The sequence below is a fragment of the Pseudomonas sp. P8_241 genome, from assembly GCF_034008315.1.
Lineage (GTDB): Bacteria > Pseudomonadota > Gammaproteobacteria > Pseudomonadales > Pseudomonadaceae > Aquipseudomonas.
The window spans coordinates 1,771,885-1,785,865 of record NZ_CP125377.1 but is presented as its reverse complement, the minus strand read 5'-3'; the positions used below and the strand labels follow the sequence as shown (position 1 = coordinate 1,785,865).

Annotated in this window: 14 protein-coding genes; 5 read left to right on the top strand and 9 right to left on the bottom strand. The window is 59.5% G+C overall.

Annotated features, from left to right (window positions below; genetic code table 11):
• Nucleotides 1-20: 20 nt before the first annotated feature.
• The gene (gene greB, locus QMK58_RS08050; protein WP_017339816.1) at nucleotides 21-518 is read left to right on the top strand and encodes a transcription elongation factor GreB; all 498 of its coding nucleotides are present in this window, start codon (nucleotides 21-23) and stop codon (nucleotides 516-518) included.
• A 2-nt stretch (nucleotides 519-520) separates the two neighbouring features.
• Here the strand turns inward: greB and QMK58_RS08045 are convergent, their stop codons facing one another.
• From QMK58_RS08045 to QMK58_RS08035, 3 genes are all read right to left on the bottom strand, one after another.
• Nucleotides 521-829, bottom strand: a complete 309-nt coding sequence (locus QMK58_RS08045) for a hypothetical protein (protein WP_053161699.1) — start codon at nucleotides 827-829, stop codon at nucleotides 521-523.
• Nucleotides 830-1,077: 248 nt separating this feature from the next.
• Nucleotides 1,078-1,512 carry a DoxX family protein gene (locus QMK58_RS08040; RefSeq protein WP_320396124.1) on the bottom strand — a complete coding sequence of 145 codons (435 nt, stop codon included), beginning with the start codon at nucleotides 1,510-1,512 and terminating at the stop codon, nucleotides 1,078-1,080.
• Nucleotides 1,513-1,615: 103 nt separating this feature from the next.
• Nucleotides 1,616-3,037 carry a transglycosylase SLT domain-containing protein gene (locus tag QMK58_RS08035; RefSeq protein ID WP_320396123.1) on the bottom strand — a complete coding sequence of 474 codons (1,422 nt, stop codon included), beginning with the start codon at nucleotides 3,035-3,037 and terminating at the stop codon, nucleotides 1,616-1,618.
• A 260-nt stretch (nucleotides 3,038-3,297) separates the two neighbouring features.
• On the opposite strand from QMK58_RS08035, the gene QMK58_RS08030 reads away from it, so the two are divergent.
• The 3 genes from QMK58_RS08030 (at nucleotide 3,298) to QMK58_RS08020 (ending at nucleotide 6,291) form a co-directional block, all read left to right on the top strand.
• A complete protein-coding gene (locus QMK58_RS08030) occupies nucleotides 3,298-4,107 on the top strand; it encodes a TatD family hydrolase (protein WP_053161705.1) in 810 nt (269 codons plus the stop codon).
• A 180-nt stretch (nucleotides 4,108-4,287) separates the two neighbouring features.
• Nucleotides 4,288-5,769, top strand: a complete 1,482-nt coding sequence (locus QMK58_RS08025) for a methyl-accepting chemotaxis protein (RefSeq protein ID WP_053161707.1) — start codon at nucleotides 4,288-4,290, stop codon at nucleotides 5,767-5,769.
• A gap of 156 nt (nucleotides 5,770-5,925) precedes the next feature.
• Nucleotides 5,926-6,291, top strand: coding sequence for an Mpo1-like protein (locus QMK58_RS08020; protein ID WP_053161709.1), 366 nt, complete (start codon nucleotides 5,926-5,928; stop codon nucleotides 6,289-6,291).
• Here the strand turns inward: QMK58_RS08020 and QMK58_RS08015 are convergent, their stop codons facing one another.
• The 3 genes from QMK58_RS08015 to QMK58_RS08005 all read right to left on the bottom strand — a co-directional run bounded on the left by QMK58_RS08015 (nucleotide 6,292) and on the right by QMK58_RS08005 (nucleotide 8,468).
• A complete protein-coding gene (locus tag QMK58_RS08015) occupies nucleotides 6,292-7,089 on the bottom strand; it encodes an acyl-CoA thioesterase (protein WP_053161710.1) in 798 nt (265 codons plus the stop codon). It abuts the gene before it with no gap.
• A gap of 224 nt (nucleotides 7,090-7,313) precedes the next feature.
• Nucleotides 7,314-8,072, bottom strand: coding sequence for a CHAD domain-containing protein (locus QMK58_RS08010; protein ID WP_053161712.1), 759 nt, complete (start codon nucleotides 8,070-8,072; stop codon nucleotides 7,314-7,316).
• A 117-nt stretch (nucleotides 8,073-8,189) separates the two neighbouring features.
• The gene (locus tag QMK58_RS08005) at nucleotides 8,190-8,468 is read right to left on the bottom strand and encodes a hypothetical protein (protein WP_053161714.1); all 279 of its coding nucleotides are present in this window, start codon (nucleotides 8,466-8,468) and stop codon (nucleotides 8,190-8,192) included.
• Between the two features lie 222 nt (nucleotides 8,469-8,690).
• On the opposite strand from QMK58_RS08005, the gene QMK58_RS08000 reads away from it, so the two are divergent.
• Nucleotides 8,691-9,737, top strand: coding sequence for a patatin-like phospholipase family protein (locus QMK58_RS08000; RefSeq protein ID WP_053161716.1), 1,047 nt, complete (start codon nucleotides 8,691-8,693; stop codon nucleotides 9,735-9,737).
• Nucleotides 9,738-9,772: 35 nt separating this feature from the next.
• Here QMK58_RS08000 and QMK58_RS07995 read toward each other — a convergent pair whose 3' ends face one another.
• The 3 genes from QMK58_RS07995 to kdpC form a co-directional block, all read right to left on the bottom strand.
• Entirely contained in the window at nucleotides 9,773-10,471 is a 699-nt protein-coding gene (locus QMK58_RS07995) for a response regulator (RefSeq protein WP_320396122.1), read from the bottom strand.
• Nucleotides 10,472-10,519: 48 nt separating this feature from the next.
• Nucleotides 10,520-13,171 (bottom strand): sensor histidine kinase, encoded by a 2,652-nt coding sequence (locus QMK58_RS07990; protein ID WP_053161720.1) that lies wholly within the window; start codon nucleotides 13,169-13,171, stop codon nucleotides 10,520-10,522.
• Between the two features lie 131 nt (nucleotides 13,172-13,302).
• Nucleotides 13,303-13,848 (bottom strand): potassium-transporting ATPase subunit KdpC, encoded by a 546-nt coding sequence (gene kdpC, locus QMK58_RS07985; RefSeq protein WP_053161722.1) that lies wholly within the window; start codon nucleotides 13,846-13,848, stop codon nucleotides 13,303-13,305.
• Nucleotides 13,849-13,981: the final 133 nt, after the last annotated feature.

Sequence of the window (13,981 nt, the reverse complement as noted above, 5' to 3'; positions counted from 1 at the left end):
CCTAATCACAAGAAGTCACCATGAGCCGTTATCGCCCTCCCCGCACCGCCGGTACCGCGCTGATCACCCCTGAAGGTGAAGCGCGGATGCGCGCCGAGTTTCATGAGCTCTGGCACGTTCGACGACCGCAAGTAACGCAGTCGGTCAGCGAGGCTGCGGCACAGGGCGATCGCTCGGAGAACGCCGAATACACCTACGGCAAAAAAATGCTGCGCGAGATCGACAGCCGCGTACGCTTTCTCACCAAACGCCTGGAAGCGCTCAAGGTCGTCAGTGAAAAACCCAGCGATCCGAACAAGGTCTATTTCGGTGCCTGGGTCACGATTGAAGACGAGGACGGCAAAGAGTCGCGCTACCGCATTGTCGGGCCGGATGAACTGGACCTCAAACTGGGCCTGATCAGCATCGACTCACCACTGGCTCGCGCCTTGATCGGCAAAGCCCTGGACGCCGAAGTACGGGTCCAGACGCCGACCGGCGAGCAATGCGTATACATCGTGGCTATTGAGTACCCATAACCTCAGCGTCGGGTAATCAACCCTTGCCGGGCAACGCGAGTCAGCTGCCTGATCATTTCAGGCGCATCTTCGAGGCTGGGAGATTGAATCACTGCCAGGTCGAAACTGTCGTTAGCGAACCGCGCCAGGGATTCGCCATCTTCGACAAACTGGATCAGGAACGCAGCAGGACCGCCGGTGCGACGAGGCCAGCCATCGAGATAACGCAACAGCGTCGGCTGATGTTTACCGCCAAGCAGGATTTTTGGATTGCGTTGGGTCAGATGTGCCGTGATCGGCGCGGGACGTATAACGGGGCTTAGTGCATTCATTGTGTCGTGTCTCTGCCTCAAAAGTCTGCATGGCAGGTGAGAGGCAACACCGAACCAGCGCTTTAGCGGTATTTCGAAGCCTGTTTCCAGCTTCTATCGGTAACTGATCGAGTTACCTGGCGCCCCGCAAGTAGCTGTTTAAATCGGCGCATGAGCAGCATCCTAGAGAAGCTGACCGGACGGTGTCAAGAATCACGAACAACAAAAAAAGCCCGCGTAATGCGGGCCTTTTCGTTGCGCCAGAGCGTTCAGCCCGCGATGACGCGATCAGCTGAAAGCTTCCCGGCCCCTTCAATCAATACCGCGATACTGCCACCCAGCAGAGCCAGGGCGAATTCGTAACCGTTGTTGGCCATGAACAGACCATTACTGATGTGTACCGAAAAAATAGCGACCAATGAGAGGAACGTCAGCCCCAATGCCGCCGGGCGCGCCAGCAGGCCGATGATCAAGGCCAGGCCGGCAAAGAACTCGGTACCACCAGCCAGCGTCGCCATCAGGTAACCCGGTGCCAGACCAATGCTCTCCATGTACTGTGCGGTCCCGGCCAGGCCATAACCACCGAATGCCCCGAAAAGCTTCTGCGCCCCGTGGGCTGCGAAGATGATGCCGACGAAAATTCGCAAAACGGTCAGACCGTAGCCAGCGCGGGTGAACAGTACCTTGTTGACCAGTGTGCTCATGCTGTTTCTTCCATAATGAATGTGTGTTGGTTGGCCGCCATATTAATCAGTAAACATCATGTTAAAAGCGCAAAAACCCCGCCATAACAATCAGTTTATTCGATTACTTGCGTAGGGCTACCTTTTGCCCCTGAGGCTCCAACGACTCCCGCTCTCGATCGAACGCCAAGTAATACTTGTTCACGCTATTAACATAGCTGACAGGTCCCATTCCGACCTGCTCCATGGCGATTCGCTCAACCTGGAAGAACCACTGATTCGGATTCAAGCCGCGCCGCCGCGCCTCGGCACGCATACCTTGCACCCGCTCTGGTCCGATGTTGTACGCCGCCAGCACGAAGGCCATGCGTTCACGTTCATTGAGCCTGGAACTGGCAAAGAACTTGCGCCGGATCATCGCAAGGTACTTGGCGCCAGCCTGCACATTGCCGTCGATATCCTGAATATTGTTGACACCTACTCGCTGAGCCGCAGATGGCGTGATCTGCATCAGACCGGTCGGCGCACCACCACTGCGAACGGTGGGCTGCAAGCCGGACTCCTTGAATGCCAGCGCAGCCAGGTTCAGCCAGTCCATGCCTTGAGCGTCAGCGTGTTTTTGCAGTACGGGCCGCAGTTTCTCCAGGCGCTGCCGGTCAGCCTTCGCCAATGGATAGTGAACCTGGTACAGGCGCCGATAAATCCGCAGGAACGCCGCGTCCTGATCCGATGGTTTTTTGTATCCGCTCAGGAAGCGATCGATGCTGGCGCGCAGCATTGATGCATCACGGCGCACGAACCAGAATTCCTCGCCCGGATCCCTGATAAGCACCTGTTTGTCTAATCGCAGTTTCGGCAGGATCTTGCCCCAGCGCTCGGCAATCGGCTGCTCGACGATGGTCAGGTGAAAAATGCCGCCCTGAACCATCTCCAGCACATCCTCGACCGCGAGACTTGGATCGACCCACTCGATCGTCACCGGAGGCAGCTTGTGCAGTGCGAGTTTTTGATTGATTTGACTGACGGCGTCTCCCGCGGCGCTTCCGGTGGGCAAGGCCAGGGTCTTGCCCGAGAGTTGTTCGAGACGGGTATAGCGCCGCTCGCCTTTGATCCCCACCAAGACCAACGGAATATTGCTGGCAAGCGGCTCACTGGTGCTGACGGCATAGCCCGGCTGCAAATCCAGCAGTTCGCCCGGCGCCACCAGGTCACCTTCTCCGCGCTGTAATGCGCCGAGCAGTTGGTCCTTGCCCTTGGGGATAATCTTGAGGGAGATGTCCTGACCGTCGCGAGCATGCCCGTTGAGGTATTGTTCGAACGCGCGCAGGCGATGATATTCGACGCCAATCGCCTGGCCCTGAACTTCGCCGGAACTGTTGCGGCTCTGGTTGACCAGCACCCGCAGTATGCGGCTGTTGCGAATTTCCGGAAGATCTCGAACTTTTGCCGCCGGTACGGCTTGCTGTGGTCCAGGCAGCCGCGCAACCGCCGCCATCGGCAGCAGCAGCGAACAGCACAGCAGAAGCAAAACCGAGGGACGAATCATCCACTCTCCGCAAAGAAAACCAGGCCATGTTCATGTCAAATGGCATCAAGCACGGCGACAAAAACAGAACACAGAAGCACCGGAAAAGCGCAGAATAATGGCACATTGACAGTAGTCGCACCAACGCGTGTGTCCTGCCGCTCAAGATCGCGAATCAAGATCGCGAATCAAGAGACAGCGTTAACCCATTGTAGTTCTTGGCTTTTCTTATAAATCCAAGGCTCTGATATGCTTTTCGGCCTTTGGTCCGAGGTAGCACCATGCAACTCATCGATATCGGCGTCAACCTGACCAACCCCAGCTTTGCCGACAAACACCAGGCTGTTCTCGACCGCGCCTACGCCGCAGGGGTATGCCAACTGGTGCTCACCGGCACGAGTGTCGAGGGCAGTGAGCAGGCTTTGGAGCTTTGCCAACAACTGGATGAAAGCGCCCTGCGCCTGTTCGCCACGGCGGGTATCCACCCCCACTCGGCCAGCGACTGGACTGCCGACAGCGCCCGGCGCCTGCGCAGTCTGTTAAAGGAGCCCACTGTGGTCGCCGTGGGCGAATGCGGTCTGGATTTCAATCGAGACTTCTCACCACGCCCCCAGCAGGAAAAAGTCCTCGAAGAACATCTGGCGATGGCCGTCGAATTGCAGTTGCCCGTATTCCTGCACGAGCGTGATGCCAGTCAGCGCCTACTGGAAATCCTGCGCGACTACCGCGATCAATTGCCCGCCGCCGTGGTGCACTGTTTCACCGGTGAACAGAAAGCATTGTTCAGCTACCTCGATCTGGACTTGCACATCGGCATCACCGGTTGGATCTGCGACGAGCGCCGGGGCACGCACCTGCATCCCTTGGTCAAGGAAATCAAGCGCGGACGTCTGATGCTGGAGAGCGACGCCCCCTATCTGCTTCCGCGCAGCCTGCGCCCCAAACCGAAAAACGGGCGCAATGAGCCGGCATATCTGACCGAGGTGTTGCGAGAGGTCGCACTGCATCGCGGGGAAACCAATGAGGATCTCGCGGCGCATACCACCCTCTGTGCACGCGAATTCTTCGGTTTGCCATCAATCTCCCAGTAATCACCTCCCCCCAGTAGGAGCGAACTTGCCCGCGATAGCGTCCTCACACTCAATACGGATGTGACTGACAGACTGCCATCGTGAGCAAGCGCACTGACCTGCATCAAATTTCGTATCGCTGAGTAGCGGCACAATAATGGCACCTTGCCAATACTGTTTCCGCTATCAGAGAAAACCTCCATGGGTGCCTGGCTTAGCAACATCTCGTTGAAGTACAAATTCTGGGCAGTCAACGCCGTCGCCTTCGTCACCACACTGCTGCTGGTGCTGTTTGCCGTGCATCTCGAACAGCAGGCCCGCAGTCAGGCAGCAAAGGCTTCGGCACAGGAGCAGGCCCGATTGCTCAGCGCCTGGCCTGCCGGGCAGCCGCTGCCCCGGCAAGATAATCTGCTGACATTCAGTCGCGGCCAGATGCCAGCGTTGAATAAACAACCGGTACCGGGACTGAGTGATGCGAAGGGTTGGGTCGACCTCAATTCCATGCCGCTGGTCGGTGACAACCCGTTGATGGGTGCCGAAGTATTCACCCGCTTGGACGGCCAGCAAATAGCGGTTGTCGCCTACGGGCCAAGTCTTCAACAGGTTTTCGCCGAACGCTTCAGCCATTACGCCACGGCGGTGTTAATCCTGATGCTGGCGATGCTCGGCGCATCGCAGCTGTTGATCCGCTTTCTGCTCAGCCAACTCAACACGTTGAAAGATGTGATGCTGCACGTTGAGAAAACCGGGGATTTGTCGGCCCGCGTTCCATTGGCCTGCAACGATGAAGTCGGGCAAATGGCCAATGCCTTCAATGCCATGCAGGCCGGGTATCAGCGGGTGGTCAACACGGTCGCCACTACCGCCCGACAGCTTGACGAAGGTGCCGCCCGATTGGCATCGAGCATGAACGACGTGCGCCAAGGCATGCTCGGCCAGCAAAGCGAAACCGATCAGGCCGCCACCGCGATCAACGAAATGACCGCCACGGTCTATCACATCGCCCAACACGCCGGCGCCACCCGTGACCTGTCGCAATCGGCCGACAGCCTGGCCGGTAGCGGGCAGAAAGTGGTGACTCGGGTTCAAAAGTCGATTGCCGGGTTGTCCACCGGGGTGCAGCAAACTGCCGAGATGATCCAGCGCCTGGCCGAGGACAGCCAGAAGATCAACAGCGTGGTGAACGTGATCCATAGCATCGCCGAGCAAACCAACTTGCTGGCGCTGAACGCTGCCATCGAAGCGGCCCGGGCCGGTGAGATGGGGCGCGGCTTTGCCGTGGTGGCCGATGAAGTGCGCAACCTCGCCAAACGGGTTCAGGCGTCTACTGACGAGATCACCCTCATGGTGTCGGCACTACAGGCGGGAACCCGCGACGCGGTTGACTTCATGCAGGAGAGCTCGTTCAAGGCGGACGAATGCGTGCAACAGGCCCAGGAGGCCGGTGCTGCGCTGGCAGACATCACCGGCGCGGTGGCGCAGATGCGCGAAAGCAATACGCAAATCGCGGTGGCGGCCGAGCAGCAGAGCCAGGTCGCCGAAGAAATGAACCGTTCGGTGGTCAGTATTCGGGATGTGACCGAGCACACCGTGCAACAGACTGTGTGCTCGGCAACTACCAGTAATGAACTGGCCGCCTTGGCTGGGGAACTGAGCAAGGCCATTGGTCAGCTCAAGCTTTGACGGCGCTTCGCGAGCAGGCTCGCGATGGCAATCAGCCCGCCAACATCAATATTGACCATGGCCCCTATCACATCGATAGCCAGCCTTGATTCGCCGCCAGCAATGTCCGGGCCTATTCTTCAATCATGTGTTCAGCATGGATAGAGGATCAGCATCATGGGCAAACGACACCCCAACCTTCCCGCGTGGCAATGGCGCGCGTATCCGAACAATCATCAGCACCCGACAAATCTGGTGTTGCACCTGATTGCGGTGCCGCTGTTCATCGTGGCGTTTGTGCTGATTGTGTCCGGGGTGTTCGGCCTGAACCTGGCGAACGTTGCCATCGGCGTGATCGGTGTGATCGCCGCACTGGGCTTGCAACGTCACGGCCACAGCCTTGAGACGCAAGCCTCCGAGCCGTTCAGTGATCGCAAAGACGCGATGTCGCGCCTGATGGTCGAGCAATTTCTGACCTTCCCACGATTTTTCCTGAGCGGTGGCTGGTGGCGCGCCTGGCGTGAGCGCCACCGTCGTCCTTGATCAGGCAAAAACCGTCACGGTCTGCCGACTCATGGCAATCAACCGACCGTCCGCGCTCCACAACTTCGCGGCGGCATGGCCGTAACCGTCGGCTGCATACTCGGTTTCTACCAGATATTTGCACCAGGCCAGCGCGCTCAGTTCCAGCAAGGGCTGCACGAACTCGATAGTCCACGTCAACGTGCTACCCATCGCCGGCTTTTTCAAAAAGGGCAATACAGCAGGTGGCCAAGCGTCCACCAGCGCCAGAATGTGCGCTTCACTGACCGCCTCTTCCGCCTCATCGCCGCGCAAGCGAACCCATCCGCCCATTTGCCGAGAGGTGCTACCGCTGAACGGCAGTCCGCCGATACTCCAGCGCATCGCCAAATGCCGCATGAATTCCGGGATAACGCCTTCGACAAACGGCAACTCCTGGCATTCGTCCCAATGCTTCATCTCTGGCGCACGCTCAGCGTTAACCGCCACTTCCGATGGGCGCGAGGCGCCGAAGCTGCCCTGGATCAACGTCACCACCTGGCCCCTTTGCATCACTCGGCCCAGTACCTGGCTGACGGCTTTGCCTTCGCGTAACACATCGACTTCAAAGCTGACGGGGACTTCAGGCTCGACCGGGCCCACGAAGGTGATCGCCAGCGAGCGAACCGCACGATCCGTCGGAACCTTTGCGCGCATGGCTTCGAATTGAAGCGCCGCCACCAAGCCACCGAAACTGGCCCGCCCCTGTGCCCAGGAGGCCGGAATAGACAGTTCCTGTGGCTGGCGGCGGACGGCGTCGAGCAATTCGGAAAAACGCATGAAAACCTCAGGAGCGGGAATTGGATGAAGGAATATTAACGATCGGTCAGAGGCCATACAGCACTCATTCCGGCCAAATTGACTGACAGATGAGCCGCACAGTGGTGGACACCACTCTCTGCAGGAGCGAGCTTGCTCGCGATAACAGTGTGTCAGTCACATCGATGTTGGATGTGCCGCCGCCATCGCGAGCAAGCTCGCTTCTACAGGGGGATGCATCGGGTTCAGGATTTGAAGCAGTCAGCGCTGAGTTTATCCAGCACTTTATCGGCGCGGCTTTCGGCCTTGGCCATCGTGGCTTTCCACACGGCGACACAAGGTTGCAAGTCAGCTTCGTGCTCGGCCAGGGCCAGCCACTGAACGCAGTCGTGCCAGTCACCCAAAGCGCCTTGAGCCTCTTTCAACCGAGGCATGGCTTTTTTCGGTAACCGGTTCAGCTCCGGGTAGGCATCGATGCCATAGCGCGAGCGCTTGATCAGCAACCGCAGTCGATGCCGGTCATGGGCCGGATCGTGCAATGCCTTGTCGAGCTTTTTCCATTGTTTGGCCAGCCGCTTTTCGATGTGCTGGCGCAGCCCCTTGAGTAAACCCTGACGTTGGGATGCGCGCAAAAAACGCGGAAAAGCGTCGAGCACGATCAATAGCTGCGACAACTCGATACTGCTCGCCACGGCCGGGTACGCCTCAGCCATCTGAGCCATGCGTCTGCGTCCAGCTTCGGGTTGGCCGTGCTCAAGCAGGTACGCCGCCATGACTTCGCGATCCCGCAACGGCGTGGTCAGGTCACCCACCCGCGATGCCGCCTCCTCCAGCTGCTCGACGCCCGGCAAACCGCGCAACGGCCGCAGCAGGCTGCGCAATCGACGCATCGTTGTTCGCAGGTCATGCAACGCCTCGGGGTCGGTACGGGCATCCAAGCGTGCCTGACAGGCCAGCAGACGAACTTCCAGGCCTAGAACTTGAGCCACCAAGCGATCGATCATGGGTTACTCCGTAAACAGTGCCTTAACCAACTGTAGGAGCTGGCTTGCCGGCGATGGCGAGCTTGAGCTCACTGTGATTGAACATTCTATCGCCGACAAACCAGTGCACAGCTCGTCCTAGCGTCCGGCGCGCGACTCACGAATATAGAAACGGGCCTTCTCGGCTTTCTTGCTGCAACCTTCGAACCCTTCGAATTGCTGTTGGGTCTTGGCCGCGGTCAACAGCGACAAGGCCTTGGAATAGCTGACAGTCCCGGCAAAACCCTCGGCCTTGGCCAGGTCCAACTCATGCCAAGCGGCATCGAGTTGGCTACCGCAACTGTCGCGGTAGGCGGTTTTACCGGCACAACCGGCAAGCGCCAGGGCAATCAGCGGTATACAGATCCAGGCTTTCATCACTCACACCTCAAAGATAGGTCAACAATCGTGCAGTTAAGACGGTCTGGCGCCTAAAAAGTGCCGTTGGTCCGCTTCGCCCACTATAGCGCCGGCGAGAATAACCATGTGCCGCCATGGAGTGTCGAAAAAACGACGCCTTCACCGCTTCGAACGACTTTGCCGATTGAAGCGCGCCCCTCGATGGGTGCATTGTTGAATCTGGTCAGACGAGGGCGATTCATGAAAAAGCGTGTCGCACTGGTGCTGGGCTCGGGTGGAGCCCGAGGGTATGCGCATATTGGTGTCATCGAAGAAATTGAACGGCGCGGTTACGACATCGCCTGCATCGCCGGTTGCTCCATGGGCGCCGTGGTGGGCGGGATCTACGCCGCAGGCAAACTCAATGATTATCGCGACTGGATCGAGAGCCTGGACTATCTCGACGTGTTGCGCCTGGTGGACGTCAGCTTTCGATTGGGGGCGATTCGCGGCGAAAAAGTCTTCGGCCAGATTCGCAAGATCGTCGGTGATATCAACATCGAAGACCTGCGCATTCCCTACACGGCGGTCGCCGCCGACCTTACCAACCAGCAGGAAATCTGGTTCCAGGAAGGCTGCCTGCACCAGGCCATGCGCGCCTCAGCGGCAATTCCGAGCCTGTTCACGCCGGTCATGCAAGGCAATCGCATGCTGGTCGACGGCGGCATTCTCAATCCGCTGCCGATCGTTCCGGTGGTATCGAGTCACTGTGATTTGATCATCGCGGTCAACCTCAACTCCACCAACCAGCGTCACTACCAACTGCCGGTGATCCAGCGTCCCGCCGCGTTCAAAACGCGTTTCGACAGTTTGATCAACTCACTGGGTTCGAAGTTGCCGTTCCGGCGCAAACAGGCCGAACAACTGTTGATTCTGGAACAGGAAGCCTTGAGAGCCGAAGGCGCGAAGCTCAACCCGTGGATCGAGTCCGCCGAACCGGAGGCCCAACAACCCGCTGCAGCTCCAGAATCCTCTGGTGCGCCACGATCCGCGACCGGTTCATTCATCATCGACAACGTTGGCCCGGCGTCGTTGCTGGATCTGATCAACCAGAGTTTCGAGGTGATGCAGACGTCGCTGGCGCAGTACAAGATTGCCGGGTATCCACCGGATATCCTGATCAACGTGCCGAAGCGGGTGTGCCGGTTTTTTGAGTTCTACAAGGCACCGGAATTGATCGCGTTGGGGCGCGAGATTGCGCGCGATACACTGGATCGGTATGAGAATGAGCAGAAGCGCGATGGTTGAAATGCCCGATAGGGCCAGCTCAAACAGTAAAAAAACTAAAGACTGACCTCACTCAACAATCGATACCCCACACCCGCCTCGGTCACGATAAACCGAGGCCGGGTCGGGTCGTCCGCCAGTTTCTGGCGCAAATGGCCCACCACAATCCGCAGGTAATGGGTGTCCTCGGTGTGGGTCGGTCCCCAGATGTCCTTGAGCAGTTGCTGCTGGGTGATCACCCGCCCGGGATGCCGCGCCAGTTGCGCCAGTACGGCGTATTCCTTTCGGGTCAACGCCACCTCGACACCGTCGAGCAATACGCGCCGATAAGCGAGGTCGACGGTCAGCGGGCCGAAGGTCAGCGCAGCTTGCTGAGCCTCGCCCACCGTTGCCTGACGCAATAACGCACGAATCCGCGCCAAAAACTCCTGGATGCCGAACGGTTTGGTCACGTAATCATTGGCGCCGCCATCCAGAGCCTCGACTTTCTGCCCTTCGCTTGCGCGCACTGACAGCACCAGTACCGGTACCTTCGACCACTCGCGTAACTCGCTAAGCACTTGTTGGCCGTCCATGTCCGGCAAACCAAGGTCCAGCACCAGCAGGTCCGGTTTGTTCAAGGCGGCCTGCGCCAGGCCTTCGCTGCCGGTGCCGGCTTCCAGCACTTTGTAACCTTGGGAAGCGAGGCTGATGCGCAGGAATTTGCGGATTTGCGGTTCGTCATCGATGACCAAAATGGTCGCGGTCTGGCTCATGAATTCACATCAACACATAGAAGTGACAAGAGAGTAGCGCAAGCACGATCAGGCTTCACTTTCGTATCCCGGCTGCGCCTGCAGCGGCAGGTGCAAGGTGATGCAGGTGCCACGCCCCTCGATGCCGTCCGCAACACTGATACGACCGCCATGGGCACCGACCATGCCCTGACAAATGGCCAACCCAAGCCCGGTGCCATGCCCGCCACGATCGCCGCGAGCAGCGGTATAGAACATATCGAAAATCTTTGCCCGCTCCGCCTCCGGAATGCCTGGCCCCTCGTCACTGACCGAAAAAAACAGCTCCTTGTCATCAGCCCCGGCATGCAACTGCAGACGTCCGCGAGAGGGCGAGAAACGTGCGGCATTTTCCAGCACGTTGACCAGGGCCTGTTCGATCAGCGCCGCATGCACATACAACAGGGGTAACTCGGCGGGCACCTGCGTGCTGACGTGCAAGGACGACAAGACCGCCCGCAGGCGATTGAGTGAACTGCCGACAATATCGGCCGGCGACACCCAGTCTCGTGACAGTTTCAGTGCACCGTGACCGAGGCGGGTCATGTCCAGCAGATTTTGAATGTAGCGATCCAGGCGCTCGGCTTCATCCCGAGTCCCTTCGAGCAATTCGCGGCGGTCCTCCAGCCCAATCGCCTCGCCAAGGGCCAACAGGCTGTCGATGCTGCCGCGCATTGAGGTCAGTGGTGTGCGCAAATCGTGGGACACCGAGGCCAGCAAGGCACTGCGCAATTGTTCGGTTTCGCCGTGCAGTCGAGCGGCTTCGAGGTCGTCGACCAGTTGCGCACGAGCCAGCGCCTGCGCCAGTGGCTGACTGAGCGCCGTCAACAAACGCCGACGCTGCCCACTCAAGGTCTGGCCCTCTTTGGCGCATACGCCGAGCAGCGCCAACGGGCCATCCTCGACCGACAATGGCCACCACCACCAACGTCCGAACGGCAAAGTGCCAGTGCCTGCGCCAGCCGGCTGATCGTGTTGCCAGGCCCAATCGGCAGCGGCGCGCTCGGCTTCGGTCAGTTCCAGCGGGCCACCGGTCTCGACTATCCAGGCGCTTTGACCGTCGCGGTTGAGCAGGCACAGTTGCAGATCGCTCCAGCCGTTGAGGTGCTGTGCCGCGGCGCTGACCACAGCCTGACGGTCGGTAGCGGCAGTCAGCTTGCGCGACAGGTCGAGCAGTTCGGTGGTCTCTTCCTGGGTGTCGCGCAGTGCCTGCAATTGCCGTCGCTGACGCGCGGCCAGATTACCAGTCAGTGCCGCCATCAACAGGAAAAACAGCAAGGTCAGCACGTCTTCTTCGCGTTGAATGCTCAAGGAAAAATTCGGCGGAATGAACAGGAAGTCATAGGCCAGAAACGACAGCGCCGCACAGGTCAGCGCCGGCCCGATACTGCTGCGCACCGCAACCAGCAGGACAGCGGCGAGGAACACCAACGAGATATTCGGCAACGCCAACACACTCGCCACCGCCGACGCCAGGGCACTGGCCAACACCGTTGCCACCACTGCCAGGGCGTAATCAAACCATACCAACGCCTGCATCGACCGTTGATGAGGCTGATGTTGCTCGTGATCACCGTCGAGAACGTTTATTTCCAGCCCGCGTGCATTGCGCAGCAAACGTGCCGCCAGCCCGCCACCGAACAATCGACGACGCAGACGTGGCCGGGACTGGCCGACCAACACCAGGCTGGCGCGTCGTTCGGCGGCATGCTGGATCAGGGTTTTCGCCACTTCACCTGCCCGCAACAGCACCACCTCTCCGCCCAGACGCTCAGCCAGTTGCTGGGCACTTTGCAGGCGCAGGCGCGATTGCTCGTCACGCACGCTGCCGTTGTCGACATGCACCAGACTCCAGGGCAGATGGCGACGCTGGGCGATGCGACTGGCGTGACGCACCAGCCGCTCGGCCTGGGCATCGCCGTCGACACCCACCAGCAAACGCCCGCGCACGGCCGGCGCGGCTTGACCGAGTTGGCGATAACCCTGGGCCAGATCGTTATCGATCTGAGCGGCCGCGGTTTGCATCGCCAGTTCGCGCAGGGCCGTCAGGTTGGTCTGGGAGAAAAAAGCATCGATCGCAGCACGCGCCTGCTCCGGCACGTAGACCTTGCCGTCGCGCAGCCGCTCAAGCAACTCGCGCGGTGGCAAATCGATCAGCAGCAATTCATAGGCTTCTTGCAGCACCCAGTCGGGCAATGTTTCGCGCACCTGTACGCCGGTGATGCCGCGCACCTGGTCATTGAGGCTTTCCAGGTGCTGGACGTTGACCGTGGTGTACACGTCGATGCCAGCGGCGAGTAGCTCTTGGATGTCTTGCCAGCGTTTTTCGTGACGACTGCCGGGGGCGTTGGTGTGGGCCAGTTCGTCCACCAGCACCAGTTTTGGTTTGGCCGCCAGCAGACCATCGAGGTCCATTTCTTCGAGCGTCACGCCTCGGTATTCCGAGCGCAGCAGGGGCTGCTGAGGCAAGCCGCTGAGCAATGCTTCGGTTTCGGCCCGGCCGTGGGTTTCGACGACCCCGGCAATGATTTTCACCCCTTGGCGCAGTTGGGTGTGCGCCGATTGCAACATGGCGTAGGTCTTGCCGACACCCGGCGCGGCACCGAGAAAAACCTTGAGCCGGCCGCGACCATCGCGGGGCAGATCTGCTAACAGCGCATCGGCGCGGCCGGAGTCGCTCATGTCTGGGGTTCTCGATTTTTTTGATGTTGATGTAGCGATTGTGAGGCCGTCATCGCGAGCAGGTTCGCTCCCACATTTGGAATGCGTACTCCTGTGAGAGCGAGCCAGCTCGCGAATATGGCGCCGTCGATTTACAGGCTTTCCAGCGCCCGATTCAGCTCAAGCACATTCACCACCGGCGGTCCTACAAGGGGCTGCTCAATGTGCTCGTCCAGCAGATTCTGCAAGGTGGCAACCGGCAGATTTCGCGCCGCCGCAACACGCGCCAGTTGATAGGCAATCGCCGCCGGTGGCAAGTGTGGATCGAGGCCGCTGCCGGATGTGGTGACCAGCGCCAACGGCACCGCCCCCTGGCCTGGCACAAGCAGTTTGTTCGCATCATTGATCACACGAACAGCCAGCGCCGGATTGCTCGGTGAAAGATTGCTGGCGCTGCTCGACACGGTGGCAAAGGCGCCCGCCGATGGGCGCGGATGGAACCACGCATCGCCGACGAAATCCTGGGCAATCAACGACGAACCTCGCACCTTGCCCTCGGCATCGTAGACCAGACTGCCATTGGCCTGATCCGGGAATGCAACCTGAGCCACACCCGTGACGACCAAGGGATAGGCAACGCCGGTGATCAGGGTCATCAGGACCAACAGGCTCAGGGCCGGGCGTATCAATGTGGACATGTCAAAATCCTCGAATTGGCAGCAATTACCTGTAGGAGCGAGCTTGTTCGCGATGGATCTGAAAGCGCCGCGTCCTATCACATAGGACGCGTTATCGTTCACTACCTATGCGTGCAAGCTCGTTCCTGCAATG